General features: G+C 56.8%; 16 protein-coding genes. 10 read left to right on the top strand and 6 right to left on the bottom strand.

Annotation, left to right across the window (positions count from 1 at the left end; translation table 11 throughout):
* Positions 1–51 precede the first annotated feature (51 nt).
* From pckA to ABU178_RS17030, 5 genes are all read right to left on the bottom strand, one after another.
* On the bottom strand, positions 52–1671 hold the full coding sequence (gene pckA, locus ABU178_RS17050; protein WP_397217078.1) for a phosphoenolpyruvate carboxykinase (ATP): 1620 nt from the start codon (positions 1669–1671) through the stop codon (positions 52–54).
* Between the two features lie 282 nt (positions 1672–1953).
* Complete coding sequence (gene hslO / locus ABU178_RS17045; protein ID WP_397217076.1) at positions 1954–2823, bottom strand: Hsp33 family molecular chaperone HslO; 870 nt, start codon at positions 2821–2823, stop codon at positions 1954–1956.
* 26 nt (positions 2824–2849) lie between these two features.
* Positions 2850–3251: a ribosome-associated heat shock protein Hsp15 gene (hslR, locus tag ABU178_RS17040; protein ID WP_397217074.1), complete on the bottom strand. Its 402-nt coding sequence runs from the start codon at positions 3249–3251 to the stop codon at positions 2850–2852.
* 13 nt (positions 3252–3264) lie between these two features.
* A complete protein-coding gene (gene yrfG / locus ABU178_RS17035; protein WP_397217072.1) occupies positions 3265–3933 on the bottom strand; it encodes a GMP/IMP nucleotidase in 669 nt (222 codons plus the stop codon).
* A 51-nt stretch (positions 3934–3984) separates the two neighbouring features.
* Complete coding sequence (locus ABU178_RS17030) at positions 3985–6132, bottom strand: intracellular growth attenuator family protein (protein ID WP_397217070.1); 2148 nt, start codon at positions 6130–6132, stop codon at positions 3985–3987.
* 403 nt (positions 6133–6535) lie between these two features.
* Here ABU178_RS17030 and nudE point away from each other — a divergent pair, with 403 nt between their 5' ends.
* Positions 6536–7102 (top strand): ADP compounds hydrolase NudE, encoded by a 567-nt coding sequence (nudE, locus tag ABU178_RS17025; protein WP_397217068.1) that lies wholly within the window; start codon positions 6536–6538, stop codon positions 7100–7102.
* A gap of 106 nt (positions 7103–7208) precedes the next feature.
* On the opposite strand, the gene mrcA is transcribed toward nudE, so the two are convergent.
* Positions 7209–9764, bottom strand: a complete 2556-nt coding sequence (gene mrcA / locus ABU178_RS17020) for a peptidoglycan glycosyltransferase/peptidoglycan DD-transpeptidase MrcA (RefSeq protein ID WP_397217066.1) — start codon at positions 9762–9764, stop codon at positions 7209–7211.
* A 116-nt stretch (positions 9765–9880) separates the two neighbouring features.
* Between mrcA and pilM the strand changes: the two genes are divergently transcribed.
* The 9 genes from pilM (at position 9881) to dam (ending at position 17343) form a co-directional block, all read left to right on the top strand.
* Positions 9881–10708 carry a pilus assembly protein PilM gene (gene pilM / locus ABU178_RS17015; protein WP_397217064.1) on the top strand — a complete coding sequence of 276 codons (828 nt, stop codon included), beginning with the start codon at positions 9881–9883 and terminating at the stop codon, positions 10706–10708.
* Positions 10708–11244, top strand: coding sequence for a PilN domain-containing protein (locus ABU178_RS17010; protein WP_397217062.1), 537 nt, complete (start codon positions 10708–10710; stop codon positions 11242–11244). The genes pilM and ABU178_RS17010 overlap by 1 nt, the downstream gene beginning before the upstream one ends.
* Positions 11241–11741, top strand: a complete 501-nt coding sequence (locus tag ABU178_RS17005; RefSeq protein ID WP_397217060.1) for a HofO family protein — start codon at positions 11241–11243, stop codon at positions 11739–11741. The genes ABU178_RS17010 and ABU178_RS17005 overlap by 4 nt, the downstream gene beginning before the upstream one ends.
* Entirely contained in the window at positions 11731–12120 is a 390-nt protein-coding gene (locus tag ABU178_RS17000) for a HofP DNA utilization family protein (protein WP_397217058.1), read from the top strand. Before ABU178_RS17005 ends, ABU178_RS17000 begins: the two co-directional genes overlap by 11 nt.
* On the top strand, positions 12056–13321 hold the full coding sequence (hofQ, locus tag ABU178_RS16995; protein WP_397217056.1) for a DNA uptake porin HofQ: 1266 nt from the start codon (positions 12056–12058) through the stop codon (positions 13319–13321). The genes ABU178_RS17000 and hofQ overlap by 65 nt, the downstream gene beginning before the upstream one ends.
* A 360-nt stretch (positions 13322–13681) precedes the next feature.
* Positions 13682–14203 (top strand): shikimate kinase AroK, encoded by a 522-nt coding sequence (gene aroK / locus ABU178_RS16990; RefSeq protein ID WP_397217054.1) that lies wholly within the window; start codon positions 13682–13684, stop codon positions 14201–14203.
* A gap of 39 nt (positions 14204–14242) precedes the next feature.
* Positions 14243–15331, top strand: a complete 1089-nt coding sequence (gene aroB, locus ABU178_RS16985) for a 3-dehydroquinate synthase (RefSeq protein ID WP_397217052.1) — start codon at positions 14243–14245, stop codon at positions 15329–15331.
* A 72-nt stretch (positions 15332–15403) separates the two neighbouring features.
* Positions 15404–16435 carry an SPOR domain-containing protein gene (locus ABU178_RS16980; RefSeq protein WP_397217050.1) on the top strand — a complete coding sequence of 344 codons (1032 nt, stop codon included), beginning with the start codon at positions 15404–15406 and terminating at the stop codon, positions 16433–16435.
* A gap of 95 nt (positions 16436–16530) precedes the next feature.
* Positions 16531–17343: an adenine-specific DNA-methyltransferase gene (gene dam, locus ABU178_RS16975; RefSeq protein ID WP_397217048.1), complete on the top strand. Its 813-nt coding sequence runs from the start codon at positions 16531–16533 to the stop codon at positions 17341–17343.
* Positions 17344–17401: the final 58 nt, after the last annotated feature.

The following is a 17401-nucleotide window of genomic DNA, read 5'->3' as shown; positions in this document are numbered from 1 at the left end:
TGAAACAACCGGCGCGGGAAACCCACGCCGGTGTTAACGCAGCGAGTCACTTCAGAGATGAGGCCCCGCTTTCACCAGCGCCGCGCCGGCGGCGGTATCGGTGTATTTATCGAAGTTATCAATAAAGCGTTGCGCCAGCTCGCGCGCTTTCGTCTGCCACTTCTCCTCGCTTTCCCAGCTGTTGCGCGGATCGAGGATGGCGGCATCCACCTGCGGCAACGCGCGCGGGATCTGCAGGCCAAACACCGGCAGCGTCTCTACCTCCGCCTCATCCAGCTCACCCGCCAGAATGGCATTGATAATAGCGCGCGTATCTTTAATCGAGATGCGTTTGCCGCTGCCGTTCCAGCCGGTGTTCACCAGATACGCCTGCGCGCCAGCTGCCTGCATACGCTTCACCAGCACTTCCGCATACTGCGTCGGATGCAGCGTCAGGAAGGCGGCGCCGAAACAGGCGGAGAAGGTGGGCGTCGGCTCGGTAATGCCGCGCTCGGTCCCGGCCAGCTTGGCGGTAAAGCCGGAGAGGAAATGATACTGGGTCTGCTCCGGTGTTAAGCGCGAAACCGGCGGCAGTACGCCAAAAGCATCCGCCGTAAGGAAAATCACTTTTCTGGCGTGGCCCGCTTTCGATACCGGCCTGACGATGTTGTCGATATGATCGATCGGGTAGGAGACGCGGGTGTTTTCGGTTTTGCTGGCGTCGTCATAATCGACGCTGCCGTCGGCGCGCACCACCACGTTTTCCAGCAGCGCATTGCGGCGGATGGCGCGATAAATTTCCGGCTCCGCCTGCTCCGAGAGCTTGATGGTCTTGGCGTAGCAGCCGCCTTCAAAATTAAAGACGCCGTCATCATCCCAGCCGTGCTCATCGTCGCCAATCAACTGACGTTCAGGATCGGTGGAAAGCGTGGTTTTGCCGGTGCCGGAAAGACCGAAAAATACCGCCACATCGCCGGACTTGCCGACGTTTGCCGAACAATGCATCGCGGCGATGCCCCGCAGCGGCAGCAGGTAATTCATGATGGCGAACAGTCCCTTCTTCATTTCGCCGCCGTACCAGGTGCCGCCAATCAGCTGCATACGTTCCGTCAGGTTGAAGGCGACGAAGTTTTCGGAATGCAGCCCCTGCGCCTGCCAGTTCGGGTTAGTGCATTTCGCGGCGTTCATCACCACAAAATCGGGCGTAAAACCGGCCAGCTCAGTGTCATCCGGCTGGATAAACATGTTTTTCACGAAGTGCGCCTGCCAGGCGACTTCAGTGACAAAACGCACGCTGAGACGCGTATCGGGATTGGCGCCGCAGAAGGCGTCCACCACAAACAAACGTTTGCCTGACAGCTGCTGCGTTACGCACTGCTTCAATGCCTGCCATGTCTCCTGCGACAACGGCTGGTTGTCGTTTTTCCCTTTGCCCTGATCGTTCCACCAGAGCGTGTCGCGCGTGGTGTCATCACGCACAATGTATTTGTCCTTCGGCGATCGACCGGTGAAAATGCCGGTATCGACGGCAATCGCGCCGCTTTGCGTCAGGGTGCCACGCTCGTAGCCTTGTAATTCCGGGCGTGTTTCTTCCTGAAACAGGGTCTCATAGTCGGGGTTATAGACCACTTCCGTGGTCTCCGTGATGCCCAAAGCGGCAAGGTCTGGCGAGGTCAGGCCGTTAACGCGCATGTGACTGCTCCTTTAATCGGTGTCTGTACTGCACTGGCAATGGAGGTTTATCGATCGTGAAAATTATTCCTGATTATTCCTGAATATGAGCACAATCGCGCGCAGTGTACACCTCTCCGCCAGCGGGAAAAAGAGTGATCCCCAGAAATGCGAGGTTGGGCGCGCTAAGCAGGAATTTCGGTCAGATGAGAGAGAAAAGCCAGCGCAAAAAACCGTGATTGCTATTGAATCTGTTAATACGCGCGGAGAAGGAAAAGGGCGACTGAGGCCGCCCGAAGGGAATTAATGCAGGCGATCGTCGCCGCTGCTGACGGAGGCGTTGCGAATCGCCGCGATGTCCACGGCGTCGTAAACGTAGTGGGTGCCGCAATAGTCGCAGTGCATATCGATTTCGCCATCTTCTTCGATAATGTCGTCCACCTCTGCCTGCGGCAGGGTTTTCAGCACTTCGCCGCAGCGCTCGCGCGAGCAGGTACACTTAAACATCACCGGCTGCGGATCGTATACAGTCGCTTCTTCCTGATGGTACAGACGCCACAGCACTTCGTTAGCAGGCAGCTCAATCAGCTCTTCCGCCTTCACGGTTTCCGTCAGGGTCGCCAGGTGGTTGAAATCTTCTTTGCTGGTTTCCTGCGCTGGCAACACCTGCAACAGAATGCCTGCCGCGCCTTTATCGCTGGTGCGAATAAACAGGCGCGTCGGCAGCTGTTCGGAGCGCATAAAGTAATCTTCCAGACACTCGGCCAGGGTTTCCCCTTCCAGGCCCACCACGCCCTGATAGCGCTCGCCTTTTTCCGGCGCAATGGTGATCACCAGATAGCCGTTGCCCACCATGCTTTTCAGGCTGCTCTCTGGCGCGATGTCGCCCTGAACGCGCGCCACGCCGCGCAGTTCCTGACGGTTGTTGCCGTTGATTACCGCCAGCGAAAGCGGACCGTCACCCTGCAACTGTACGGTAATATCGCCATCAAACTTCAGGGTAGCGGTTAACAAACTGGTGGCGACCAGCATTTCGCCCAGCAACTGCTGTACCGGCGCCGGATAGTCGTGGGTTTTCAGCACGTCACGCCAGGTCTGGGTCACATTCACCAGCTCGCCACGAACCGCGGCATTTTCAAACAGGTAACGATGCAGTTGATCTTGTACAGACATAAGGTTTCTCTCGTTGAGGCGAAGCGTTATTCATCGCCCGAAATTTTGAATTTCATCAGATCGCGGCGCTCTTTTTTGTCCGGCCGACGATCGGGATGCGGCATGGTGAGCGCATTCATCTTGCGCGCCAGCGCCATCTTTTCCCGTTTTTCAATGCTGGCAGCGGTTTCGCTGTAGAGCTGTTGCGCTTCGCTGGCGGGACGGCGCTGATCGCTGATGGCGGTAATCGTCACCGTGCGCTCGTCGTTGCCCTGGCGTAAGGTCAGTTCCGCCTCCAGCTCCACCAGCTTGCTGGGTTTGCTGCGCTGGCCGTTGTAATGCACTTTGCCGCCTTCGATCATTTCACGCGCGATAGCGCGGGTTTTGTAGAAGCGCGCGGCCCAGAGCCATTTGTCGAGCCGTACGCCTTCGCTGGTTTTCTCTTTCATTGCTACTCCTGACTTACGTCAGCGTATGGCTCAGCTGGTGGTAATCCCGTACGGCCTGATAGCGGCTGAAGGATTGATCGGGCCGACCGGAGTCGGGATTGCTGACGCCAAGGCACCAACGGACGCCCCATTTTTGCGCGGCATCCAGCACTGGTTCGCTGTCATCGATAAACAATGTGCGCGCGTTATCGAAACCCGTCTGCTGCTGCACCGCCTGCCATAAGCGTTGGTCTTCTTTCGGATACCCAAAGGTATGGGTAGAAAGTAATAAATCAAGGTGTGCCGCTAATCCGGTCTCGGCCAGCTTGACCTCCAGGTTATACGGATGGGCATTGGTCAGCAAAATGGTGCGTTTACCCGCCCGACGCAGCGCCTGCAAAAAGGGCAGCGTATCGGCGCGTAACGCTGCGCGGCTGCGCTTCTCCCAGGTCATGGCGCGAATATCCAACGCCAGTTCCTGCGACCAATAGTCCAGACAATACCAGTTTAGCGTATGGGCTACGGCCTGATACTTTTCGGCAATCAGCTGGTGAGCCTCCGCCAGCGTAATGGCGCGGGCGCGGCTCAGGGATTCGGGTACGTGTTCCAGCCAGAAATGGCGGTCGAAGGCGAGATCCAGCAGGGTGCCGTCCATGTCGAGCAGCACGGTATCAATCTCTGACCAGTTGAGCGTAGCGGCCATTTTATCCCCCAGGCAAAAACAGGGCGACAGGGTAGCACAGAAGCCTGAGGGTCAGAATAACGAGCGCACGCTCTGCATAGTGCTGAGATGGTGATTAAAGCACTTGTCGTAATATTGCTGAATATCCGCCATACGCAGGCGGTTACGGTGGATGCGGCGCAGCGCCAGCAGGCCATTCGCCAGCGCGCAGGCGATCAGTACCACTAACAGCAGCGAGGTGGCAAGATAACGCCAGAGCGCCATGGCGTCAGGTTCGTTATGCAGCGCAATATGCCGGGTGCCGTTGGCATCGGTAGAGATGTTGGTGATGATGCCTCTGGCGGCGAACGGCGTGTGCAGCAGCATACCTGACATACGCTGCAGCTCGCTCCACTGCGCCGGGGCGTCAAGATCGAACAGTGAAACCGCTGGCTGAGGCTGGTTTACCAGCTGATGTCCTTCATCGCTGATAATCAGAAACCCGCCGGGCGGCGGACTGTTCAGGTTTTCCGCCGCGCGTCGCGTCTCACGAGAGAAAAAGGTTGAGGTGGCGGTATTCACTAAATTTTCCAGCGCTTCTGCGCTGACCGGACGCAACAGCACGTTCATGCCGTTGAGCTGACCGGAATCGGCGCGATGCACCAGCGTATCCCAGTCTTTGGCGTTGCCCAGGTTAACCAGCGCATTTTTCAGCCGGACGCAATCTTGCTGCAGGCTGCAGAGATCCTGCGTCTTCAGCACCAGCTCGGAAAAATCATCCAGCAGGATCATGCCTGACTTCTGGATGGCCGAGGCCAGCTGCGGATTCAGCTTGGGATCGGTATTGGTTTCCGGATGCAGCTGTTTGTTGGTGGCATCAAGCAGGGCAGAGGCCTTATCGATAATATCGGACTGCGGCTGCGGCAGGGGTGCGGCGTTATTCCAGTAGATGGCGGAGCAGTCAAACGGCATATAGGCATAGGAGCGGTTGCTCTGGTAGTTGCCCGGCACCGAACACATGCCGGTGCCGCTCACCTTGAGGCTGTCGCCAATATTCAATGACATCGCGGCCAGCCGATCGACGCCGTTTACCTCGATGCTCTCCGTGCCTTTTATCCAGGCAAGGCTCAGCTTCAGCGGCATGCTGAGAGGGATCCAGCTGACCAGCAGCGCCAGCACCAGCAGCGAGCCGCAGGCCAGCACGACGTTTTTGCGCCAGCGCTGTACCGGAAAGTTACGCACTTCATCCTGCAGCGAAAGAAAACGGCCCTGGCGCACCACCTGACGATTAAGGTAGATCTCAATGTCAGTGATCTGCCCTAGATCATGGGCCACATAGGGCTGCCAGTGAGCGGGATAGATCAAATCGATAATGCCGAGGGAGATATTGTTCTGACCCTGGTTGGATTCGCCAAACAGCCCCCAGCGTTTCGGCGCGCCGCGCAGACAGTGTACCTCGCGCAGCCCTTTCTCCCCCGGAAAGCGATAGAGAAACCACAGGCTGACCGCAATCATGACGACGCCCAGCAGTGCCAGCCAGCTCATAAAGCGGCCAGGCACCAGCAGACTGATAAAAAACAGCAGGAAGGCGAAGCTGATGGTCAGGGCTTCGCGCGTGCCGTCGGGACGCGAGAGGCTGTACTCTTCCGGCGTCTCTTTACGCACCTGCAGCAGTTCGACATTCTCACTCTCTTCTTTTCGGATCGAGGCGTTGGTCGACATCGGGCGCACCAGCGACGGCAGCGGCTGCTGCTCAACCGCATAGTTCACCAGCGAGTGGCCATTAAGCGAAATCACTAACGGCATTGACTGGGTTTTGATCAGCTCGACATAGTTTTCGTCGGTGATGTACTGCTCCCAAAGCGGCGGCAGATGCACTTCGATAGCATCCAGATAATAACGCCATTTTTGCGGATCGTCCGTGGAGAGGCCGTAGCGGGTAATAGCACGCGTAACCGGATAAACGTTGTTGCTCTGCGAGGTCAGCGTCAGGCTTTCGGAGGTGGCGGCGGTCGCCTCGCCAGGCACAGCAATACTGCCGCGACGCTTTCTTTTACCAAACGTGGCGACATACTTCTCAACGGCGCTGCGCTCTTCATCAGTGAGTTTGCGATGGGGAGGAGTGATAAACGGCAGCGGTTTCGCCAACGGCGGACGATGCCGCATAGCGTACCAGAAACCGATGCCCGCCAGTATTGAACAGGCCAGCATGACCGCAAGGATAATGAGTATTGTGCTCATGCTTTGCTTAATCCAGCCAAAATACTGCCTTCACGTTAACCGCATACTCCAGATGACGCCACTTATTGAGGTCAATTTTGGCGGGAACAAACAGCCCTGGCAAGCGAGCTGAAAGATAAAATAACGCACAAAATCATTTAATTAGAGGTAGCATAACCAGCCTTGCTGAAATGTTACCTGTCGAAAACTCAATTAAATATCGGTCTATTCTGAATTTTGCCGCTTCCAATTGACATCATGCTGTTTTTTATCTGAGACATAACAATAAGTTGTTAGCGCCGGTAAGCAGAGGTGTGCCAGGATTGGCAGGACGGGCTGGCTGTCGCACAATGGTTCGCGGTTCTGTATTCTGTCTGTTCCGGGCATCATCGCATCACATGGCTGTGCTAAGTTTGAGGCTGATATGAAAAATCCCCCAAAAAAACCTGACATCCTCAACGTGGAAGCGGTGGCTCGCTCCCGTTTGTTTACTATCGAAGCCGTTGATCTTGCCTTCAGCAATGGCGAGCGACGTGTTTATGAACGCATGAAGCCTTCCGGGCGCGAAGCGGTGATGATTGTGCCGATCGTTGATAATCAGCTGATTCTGATACAGGAATATGCCGTTGGGCTGGAGAACTATGAGCTTGGCTTCCCGAAAGGCTTGATCGATCCGGGCGAAAGCATTTTCGAAGCGGCGGAACGCGAGCTGAAAGAGGAAGTGGGGTTCGGTGCGGAAAAACTGGAAACGCTGGGAAAACTCACCATGGCGCCCTCTTATTTCTCCAGCAAAATGAATATTGTTGTGGCAGAAGCGCTTTATGAAGAGAAGCTGGAAGGCGATGAGCCGGAGCCGCTGATTGTCCGTCGCTGGCCGCTGGATAACCTGCTGGCGCTGTTAGAGGAGCCTGACTTTTGCGAGGCGCGTAACGTCAGCGCGTTATTCCTGGTGCGTGAATGGCTGGTGAAGCAGGGCAGGCTTAGTTACTGAATTTTATCTGATGAAAAAAAGAGATAACGCAATCAGGTTATTGTTGCCGCCCAAGTTGCGTTATCCCTTATCTCACTTCACCTCTCCGCATAGCGAATAAGCAAAGTTAAAACAGCTCGTGGCTCTCACCACCCGTATCCATAATGGTGGTGCCGACATCATGCACGGAGTATTCCGTTGGCTGCGTGCCGTTGATGAAATATTCCTGACGCGTATTGCCGGCGCCGTTCGCCAGTTTGCCGGTGCGACGATCGATAGTGACCGTCACAATACCGTCCGGCGGCGTCAGCGGCTGCTCCGGCACGCCATCCAGCGCAACCTTCATATAATCATCCCAGGCTGGCTGCGCGCTTTTCGCGCCGCCTTCATAACCTGAAATCTGATCTTTAATCGCGCCGGAAGCCGTGCTGCGACCCAGATCGCGACGGGCATCGTCGAAGCCGATCCAGACGGAGGTTACCGTCTCCGGGCCATAGCCAGAGAACCAGGCATCTTTCGAACTGTTGGTGGTGCCGGTTTTGCCGCCGATATCGTTGCGTTTGAGATCGCGCGACGCGCGCCAGCCGGTGCCCATCCAGCCCGGTTCGCCAAAGACGTTAGAGTTCAGCGCGCTCTTAATCAGGAACGCCAGCGGCGTATTGATCACATGCGGGGCGTACTGCTGATCGCCTCCCTGCTGCGGCTGCGGCGCCACCTGTCCAAGCACAGGCTGCGGAGCCGCCTGAGTTTGACCCTCTCCGGAAACGGCGACGTTTTCCACGCTCTCTTCGTTCAGCGCAAGAGATTTTTGCGTATCGCCATATATCACCGGTAGATTACACTGCGGACAGGCAATTTTCGGCTTAGCTTCAAACAGGGTCTCGCCCTGCTCATTCTCAATCTTACGAATAAAGTAAGGATCGACCAGGAAGCCACCGTTGGCCATCACCGCATAACCGCGCGCCACCTGCATTGGCGTGAAAGAGGCCGCGCCCAACGCCAGCGATTCAGTATGAATGATATTTTGCGCCGGGAAGCCGAAGCGCTGCAGATATTCCGCCGCGTAATCAACGCCCATCGCACGCATCGCACGTACCATCACCACGTTCTTAGATTGTCCCAGACCCTGGCGCAGACGAATCGGGCCATCATACGTCGGCGGCGAGTTTTTCGGACGCCAGTCCGCGCCAGCGCCGGCATCCCAACGGGAGATCGGCACGTCGTTCAGGATAGAGGCCAGCGTCAGACCCCGATCCATGGCGGCGGTATAGAGGAACGGCTTGATATTGGAGCCGACCTGACGTAGCGCCTGGGTCGCGCGGTTAAACATGCTTTGATTGAAATCGAAGCCGCCTACCAGCGCACGCACGGCGCCATCCGTCGGGTTGAGCGACACCAGCGCCGAGTTGACGTCCGGCACCTGCGCCAGCCACCAGTCATTATCAACTTTGCGCACCCAAATTTGCTGGCCCGCCTGCAACACCTGCGTCACGCTTTTCGGCGTGGCGCCCTGCAGTGTGTCGGATTTGAACGGACGCGCCCAGCGAACGCCTGCCAGCGTCAGCGAAACGCTGCTACCATCCTTCATCATCGCCGTGGCTTCATCGCTGTTCGCGCTGGTCACTACCGCCGGGAAGAGCGGGCCGTAAACCGGCAGCGTGTTCAGCTCTTTCAGAATCTCGGTTTTACCCAGAGCCGGTTCGCCCACTTTCCACAGCACTTTGGTCGGGCCGCGATAGCCGTGGCGCATGTCATAAGCGATAACATTGTTACGCACGGCGTCCTGCGCCGCCTGCTGAAACTTACGTGAAACGGTGGTGTAAACCTTAAAGCCGTCGTTATAGGCGTTTTCACCGTAGCGTTTCACCATCTCCTGACGCACCATCTCGCTCAGATAAGGGGCGGAGAAGGCGATTTCCGGGCCATGGTAGTTGGCTTCCAGCGGGGTGTTACGCGCATCGTCATACTGCTGTTGCGTGATGTCGTTCTGATCGAGCATGCGCCCCAGTACCACGTTGCGACGCGCCAGCGCGCGGCTGTGCGAGTAGAGCGGGTTGAAGGTCGAAGGCGCTTTAGGCAGACCTGCAATCATCGCCATTTCACTCAGCGAAAGCTGGTCGACAGGCTTGCCAAAATAGACCTGCGCGGCCGCACCAACGCCGTAAGCACGGTAGCCGAGGTAAATTTTGTTGAGATAAAGCTCCAGAATTTCATCTTTCGTCAGCAGCTGCTCAATGCGAATCGCCAGAAAAGCTTCCTTGATTTTACGCATCAGCGTGCGCTCAGGGCTGAGAAAGAAGTTACGCGCCAGTTGCTGAGTAATGGTACTGGCACCCTGTGAGGCGTGGCCTGAGATCAGCGCCACGCTGGCGGCACGGAAGATCCCCATGGGATCGACACCGTGATGCTCATAAAAACGGCTATCTTCTGTGGCGATAAACGCTTTGATCAGCTCCGGCGGCATCTGCTGTAACGTCAAAGGAATACGACGTTTTTCGCCATACTGAGCGATCAGTTCACCATCGGCGCTGTAAACCTGCATTGGGGTTTGCAAGCGGACATCTTTCAGGGTGTTTACATCGGGCAGCTGAGGCTCAATATATTTGTACAAACCATAAACAGAGCCGGCTCCCAGCAAGATGCAACACACTGCAAGAATTAATAAATACTTTACGAACTTCACCTGAAATTTCCCATCTGTTGTCGTTTGGGCAGTTTATAAACAATCGCGCGGTAGTATAAAGGCAAGGCAGACGCTTTGATACGTCCTTTTTCCCTGACGATATGGAGATCGCGCGCATGGCTTTTCAGACATGGCAAATTGGACTGGATATTCAGAATAAACAACTTTGTGCGCTCGGCATTCAGCGCCGTCGCGAAGGCTGGCAGCTTCGACACTGGTGGCGGCAGCCGCTGCCGCCTGATGCGTTAAGAAACGGTGTGCTGCAATCATCGGCAACGCTGCTGGCCCGGCTGCACCAGTGGCGCAAACAGCTGCCGCAGCGCATCTCTTTGCGCGTTGGCCTGCCGCCCCAGCTGGCGCTGCAACGTCCCTTAACCCTGCCCAATCAGGCATTACGCGAGCCGGAGCTTAGCCGTTATGTGCATGCCGCCGCGAGACGAATATTCCCAATTGAGCCGGATGCGCTGACGCTGGATTACCGCCCGCTCGACAACGATGAAAAACAGCTCTGCGTCACTGCCGCCCGCCGTACGGCGATTGAGCAGTGGCTGGACCCCTTGCGGCAGGCGGGTTTTTTCCCCGATGTGTTTGAGCTCACGCCCATGTCGCTGGCCGTTGTCGCCCGGGCGGCCCGATTGCCGACCGGCAGCGTGATGGTTCATCATCCGGGCGATCACTGGCTCTGGCATGTGCAGGGTGGAGAGGCGGAATCCGGCGGCAGCTGTTCCTGCGACGAAATCGCCGATTTTTCACAGCTGCGGCAGCATTATTTCTCGTCGGCCAGCGATATCTGGTTTAGCGCGGCCAGCGATATAGCCGCGCCTGCCGGAACCCGTGCTTTTTCACCGCTCGCCCTGTTGCAGCATAAGCAGCCGCCTCTGCCCCAGTACGAGGAGGCGTTTACGCTGGCTCTCGGACTGGCATTGCGTCGGGAGGATTACTGATGGTCGCGGTTAACCTGTTGCCGTGGCGGGAGCGTCAGCTGCGTCGCCAGCGTCGCTGCTGGTTTCAGCTCATCTTTTTCACGTTACTGTTGCTGCTTATCGCCTTGCTGCTGGTGAGATGGCAAAACGCGCGCGCGTATCTTCAGCTTGAGCGGGAGCAGGCAGAGTTAACGGAGCAAGCGCGGCGTCTGGAGGACGCACTGGCTGAACAGAGAGCCGCACAGCAGAAGCTTGAACAGCTGGAAAATCTTCTGCGCCAGCGGCGGCGCGCTGTTGATCAACTCAATGGCTGGCATCAGTTCTGGCTGACCCTGCCTGCGCTCTTGCCCGATTCACTCTGGCTGACCCGGCTGGAGAAGCGGGATGCTCTGCTGACTCTGGAAGGGCGATCGTATTCCATGCAGGCGGTGCGCGATTTCCGTCTGCAATTGGCTGCACAGCCGCTTTTTAGCCAGGTGCGACAAGGTAGCGTCAGTCGTCAGCCGGAAGGTGATTATTATTTTGCTTTACGGGCCAGCTTGCAGGAGGCGCAATGAGTGATGCGATGACGCGCTGGCTACAGCTGCCGCTGCTGGCAAAAGTCGGAATGCTGGCAGGCAGCGTGCTGCTGCTGGTTATGCTGGCCTGGCTTCTGCTACTACGGCCTCAGCTACAGAGGCAGCAGCAGTTACAGCTTAAGCTGACCGGATTAAAGCAGAAGGCGCAGCAGCGCCAGTTCCAGCTTAACCAACATCCTGCGCTGTCAGCGCTGCTACAGCAGCAACAGCAAACAGAGGCGCAGCTGGCGGCGGCGAGCACGCATTCAGGCTCGCTTGAGACGCTGCTGGCCGCTCGCGGCGATCAGTTAGCCAGCTGGCAGCCGGACGGCGAGCCGAAACAGCTTGCTTTGAGACTGAGCTGGCGTGAATTTCAGCCGCTCTTTTCCCATCTGCAAACACTACAGCCAACGCCGCTGCCTGCGCGCTTTCTGCTACAGGCGGAAAAAGATCGGCTGCTGGCTCAGCTCTGGCTGGAGGTAAAAGATGAGGAGTAGAGCGCTGCTGCTGCTGTTGGCCTGGCCCGGCGCGCTGCTGGCGCGCGATCCTTTTCAGCCTCCCGCCGAGGCCCTGTGTCTGCATGATATTGCGCCTTTGACCGCATGGCGATTACAGGGCGTGATTGGCAACCATGAACATTTCTATGCCTGGTTGGTTCATCCGCAGGGCGCAAAAATGCGGGTACGACCGGATCGTCCCTTCCCCGTACCGCCCTGGCGGGTCGTCTCAATCACCGCACGCCAGCTGGCGTTAACGGCGGAAAAAAGCTGCACGCCGCTCTCCATTTCGTTTCAGTTAAAAGGAAAACACCATGATACGGAAAGTCACCGGGCTGCTGCTGATAGGGCTGATGCTTCCGGCATACGCCAGCGATGATCGCCTGACGCTGGCATTTGACGACGCGCCGGTCGAACGCATCCTGAACGCGCTGGCTGAGTTTCAGCAGCTGAACCTGCTGGTTGCCCCTGGCGTAGAGGGCTCGCTTTCGCTGCGGCTGGATAATGTGCCCTGGCGACAGGCGCTGGATCTGGTCGCGCGCATGGCGCACCTGACGGTGGTCTCTGAAGAGAATATTTTGCTGGTGTACCCGGAGAGCTGGCAGCAGCTTCAGCAGCAAAAGGCGATGCAGCAGCGGGCAGAGCAACAGCAACAGCAACCGCTGAGGCAGCGTACGGTAGTATTGCACTACGCTGATGCCAGCGAGGTTCACCGCAGCCTACAGGCTGAACGGCTTTCTCTGATGACGCCGCGCGGCAGCGCAACCGTTGACACCCGTACCAATGCGCTGCTGTTGCGTGACACAGAGGCGGCGCTGGAGGAGACCGAGCGCTGGTTGCGCGCGCTGGATGTACCGCTGGAGCAGATTGAACTGGCGGCGCATATTGTCACTATCAGCGAGGAACATCTGCGCGAACTGGGGGTGAGCTGGAGCCTGCATCCTGAAGATGTGGTCACTGACGCCTTACGTCATCCGCAGCTCTCGATTCCTCTGGCGGTGAGCAAACCCAGCTTCAGCGCAGGCCTGACGCTAACGCGCATGAGCGGACAGCTGCTGGATTTAGAACTCAGCGCGCTGGAGCAGGAAAATCAGATCGAAATTATCGCCAGCCCGCATCTTTTCACCTCGCATCAACAGACCGCCACCATTAAGCAGGGCAGCGAAATTCCCTATGAAGTGTCCTCAGGAAGCAATGGCGCCACCACAATTGAATTCAAGGAAGCTGTGCTGGGTATGGAGGTGACACCCAGCATTCTGGCTAACGGGCGCATTCATTTGAAATTACGCATCAGTCAGAATGTGCCGGGCAGAAATATCAACAGCGGGGAAACCGAGGTGTTAACCATCGACAAGCAGGAGATCGAAACGCAGGTGACCCTGCGCGACGGGGAAACGCTGGCGCTGGGCGGTATTTTCCAACAGCAGCGCGCGCAAGGGAAGAATAAAGTCCCGCTGCTGGGGGATCTGCCCCTGCTGGGAAGACTGTTCCGACAGGAAATTGAAGAGCATAAGAAACGCGAACTGGTTATTTTTATTACGCCGCGACTGGTCAGGGAAGCAGCACTTTCGCCGGGATAAAACGGAAAATTCGTCGTCTGGAGCCATCTACGTTGACGCAGCGCAGGAATTAGCATACAAGGTTTAGCGATTTTTAAACGGTGTGACGCTCCAGCTATTAATATGTAACGCGAGTCCTTTGTTTTTACTGAACAGGGGCGATTTAAGCGCTGCAATGGTTCGTTACAGTTTCGCGAACCACAGACCTGCCCTGTAAAGTGGTCGCCGGTGGCAATTTATTCGGTTGCCAAATGGCCTTGAGTGTTGAGATAATTTTTCGTCTGACTCTTGCTAACGCTCATGAGGTTTCAGTTCCTGTCCCGCCAGCCCGAAAGCTGAACGCGGGGTATCATCAACGAATTTCTTAGTAATACCGACAAAATGGCAGAGAAACGCAATATCTTTCTGGTTGGGCCGATGGGTGCCGGCAAAAGCACTATTGGTCGTCAGTTAGCTCAGCAACTCAATATGGAATTTTATGATTCCGATCAGGAAATTGAGCGACGTACCGGAGCGGATGTGGGCTGGGTATTTGACGTCGAAGGTGAAGCCGGCTTTCGCGATCGCGAAGAAAAGATCATTAATGAGCTGACCGAAAAGCAGGGCATTGTCCTGGCGACCGGCGGCGGATCCGTCAAATCCCGTGAAACACGTAATCGTCTCTCCGCCCGTGGTGTAGTGGTCTACCTCGAAACCACTATTGAAAAACAACTGGCACGTACGCAACGCGACAAGAAACGTCCGCTGCTGCAGGTCGATTCACCGCCGCGCGAAGTGCTCGAAGCGCTGGCTGATGAACGTAACCCTCTTTATGAAGAGATTGCTGATGTAACCATCCGCACTGACGATCAAAGTGCTAAAGTGGTGGCGAATCAGATTATCCACATGTTGGAAAAAAGTTGAACCATCGCCTTCGGGCTTAGCAACAGGTAATCGGTCATCATGGAGAAGGTCACTGTCTCACTGGGGGAACGCAGCTACCCCATCACAATCGCCGCCGGACTGTTTAACGATCCGGCTTCTTTTTGGCCGCTGAAAGCGGGCGATAATGCCATGCTGGTCACGAACCAGACGCTGGCACCGCTCTGGCTGGATGCGCTGAAGCAACGTTTAACGACGGCAGGCGTAAAGGTTGATCAGGTGATTCTGCCTGATGGTGAGCAGTACAAGACCCTCGCCGTGATGGATCAGGTGTTTACCGCATTGCTGGAAAAACCGCACGGGCGAGATACGACTTTAATCGCCCTTGGCGGCGGCGTTATCGGTGATCTGACCGGTTTTGCCGCAGCCAGCTATCAGCGCGGCGTACGCTTTATTCAGGTACCGACCACGTTACTGTCGCAGGTCGACTCTTCCGTCGGTGGGAAAACGGCAGTGAATCATCCGCTGGGTAAAAACATGATTGGCGCGTTTTACCAGCCTGCCTCAGTTGTGATCGATATCGAATGTCTTGCCTCTTTGCCGCCGCGCGAGCTTGCGTCCGGCATGGCGGAAGTGATCAAATACGGCATTATTCTCGACGGCGAGTTTTTCCGCTGGCTCGAGCAAAATCTCGATGCGCTGCTGGCACTGGATGAGAAAGCGATGGCCTGGTGCATTCGGCGCTGCTGTGAGCTGAAGGCGGAAGTGGTAGCGGCGGATGAGCGCGAAACCGGTCTGCGCGCGTTACTAAATCTGGGGCATACCTTCGGGCATGCCATTGAAGCGCATATGGGCTATGGCAACTGGCTGCATGGCGAAGCTGTCGCTGCAGGCATGGTGATGGCGGCGCGCGCTGCGGAGCGTCTGGGACAGTTCAGCGCTCAGGAGAGCGAACGCATTATCGCGCTGTTGCAGCGCGCCGGTTTGCCGATTCATGGCCCACAAAGCATGGCGGCAGAGGATTATTTACCGCATATGATGCGCGACAAAAAAGTCCTGGCTGGCGAGCTGCGTCTGGTGCTGCCGCAGGCAATTGGCCGTGCTGAAGTTCGTGCGGGTGTCGACCATGAGATTGTTCTGGCTGCGATTAACGATTGCCAGGCATCCTGATTAAAAGATGTAAGTGGTGAACGCGGCTCAGGGAATGCGCTGCGCGGCAAGCCGCTTAACGGAGGAAGCTAAATGGATGAGTTTAAACCGGAAGACGAGTTAAAACCTGACGCCAGCGACCGCCGTCCAGCGCGGTCGCGTAAGCCCCAAAGGTCTGCTTCCGCCCCGAAATTACCGGTTTCCCGTCAGCACATGATGATGGGCATCGGTATTTTAGTGCTGCTGCTGTTGGTGCTGGGCATCGGTTCTGCCTTAAAAGGGCCGGACAAGAGCGCGCCTGCGCAACAGTCTGCCAACAACAACGCGGCTTCCTCCGGCTCGGGCAATGAAAAAAATATCGATCTTACCGGATCGGCTTCCATGACCGGGCAGCAGACCACCGCCACGGCACCGGCCAACAATGGCGTGCCGGCGAACGGTGAAACTGCGAGCGGCGACAGCAATCAGCCACGCGATATTTCCATGCCAGCGGTCTCTCCGACGCCGACTCAGGCGGCACCGGTTGAAACGCCGGCGAACCAGCAACGGGTGACCTTACCGGGCGATCTCAACAGCGCGTTGAGCAATCAACAAGGGCAGGTGGATGATGCCGCGCAGGGCGCGCAGAGCGACAGCTCGCTGCCCACCGCGCCGGCAACGGTGAGCGGCAACGGCAATCCCAGCAGCGCTGCGCCGGTAAGCAAGCCGCAGCCAACGCATGCGTCGGGCACGACGCAGCATGCCGCGAAGCCAGCGCCGCATAAAACGCAGCCAGCGCCTGCGGTGAAACAGAGCAAGCCGCAATCTGGCGCAGCGGTACGTAGCAATGCGCCTGCCAGTAGCGGCAGCGCCAGCAAAACGTTGCCGGGCGGCAGCTATACCCTGCAATTGAGCGGCGCCTCACGCTCCGACACGCTGAATGCCTGGGCGAAAAAACAGAACCTGAGCGGTTATCATGTGTATAAAACCACACGTAACGGCGAACCCTGGTATGTCCTGATCAGCGGCTCTTATGCCACGTCGGCCGATGCCAAACGCGCCGTCGCGTCGTTGCCTGCTGAGGTTCGTGCGCAGAACCCATGGGTGAAGCCGGTCAGTCAGGTGAAAAAAGAAGCCGGTAACTGATGTTTGTGGGGCCATCTGTATGGCCCCGTTTTGAAGCGCAGAACTGCTGTCGGTTCAGCCACAGCCAATAACGAAGATGTATTAACCACGACAGCATGAAGAAAAAACGCGCTTTCCTGAAATGGGCAGGAGGTAAATACCCTTTACTGGACGACATTCGTCGCCATTTGCCTCAGGGCGACTGCCTGGTGGAGCCGTTTGTTGGTGCCGGTTCGGTATTTTTGAATACCGATTACCAGAGCTACCATCTGGCGGACATCAACAACGACCTGATTAATCTTTATAACATTGTTAAAACCCGTACTGCCGAATTTATTCAGGATGCCGGCGCGCTGTTTACCCCCGAAGCCAACAGCGCGGAAATCTATTATGGCCGCCGCATCGAGTTCAACAGCAGTAGCGATGCCTATCAGCGCGCGCTCCTGTTCCTCTATCTGAACCGTCACGGTTACAACGGACTGTGCCGCTATAACCTGCGCGGTGAGTTTAACGTGCCCTTTGGACGCTATCGCAAACCCTATTTTCCCGAGGCGGAACTGCTTTGGTTTGCCGAGCGCGCGCAAAAAGCGACCTTTGTCTGTGAATCGTACGATGTTACCCTGAATAGCGCGCGCGCCGGTTCGGTGGTCTATTGCGATCCGCCCTATGCGCCCTTGTCGGCGACGGCCAACTTTACGGCCTATCACACCAACAGTTTCAGCATGCGCGAGCAGGAACATCTGGCGGAACTGGCGGCCAGGCTGGCGCAGGACAGCCGCATTCCGGTACTGATATCCAACCACGACACGGATATGACCCGTTTGTGGTATCAGAATGCCGTGTTGCATGTGGTCAAAGCCCGGCGTTCTATCAGCCGAAGTATTAGTGGTCGCACGCAGGTCGACGAACTACTGGCACTCTACTGCTAGTCTGTTTCGTCCGCGACCAACGTATTACATCAGCCTGTGGGCTGATGCCAAAATTGGG

It is taken from the genome of Pantoea osteomyelitidis, assembly GCF_044342975.1.
Classification (GTDB): Bacteria; Pseudomonadota; Gammaproteobacteria; order Enterobacterales; family Enterobacteriaceae; genus Pantoea; species Pantoea osteomyelitidis.
The sequence above is the reverse complement of the archived record's forward strand: the minus strand, read 5'-3'. Positions and strand labels throughout refer to the sequence as shown.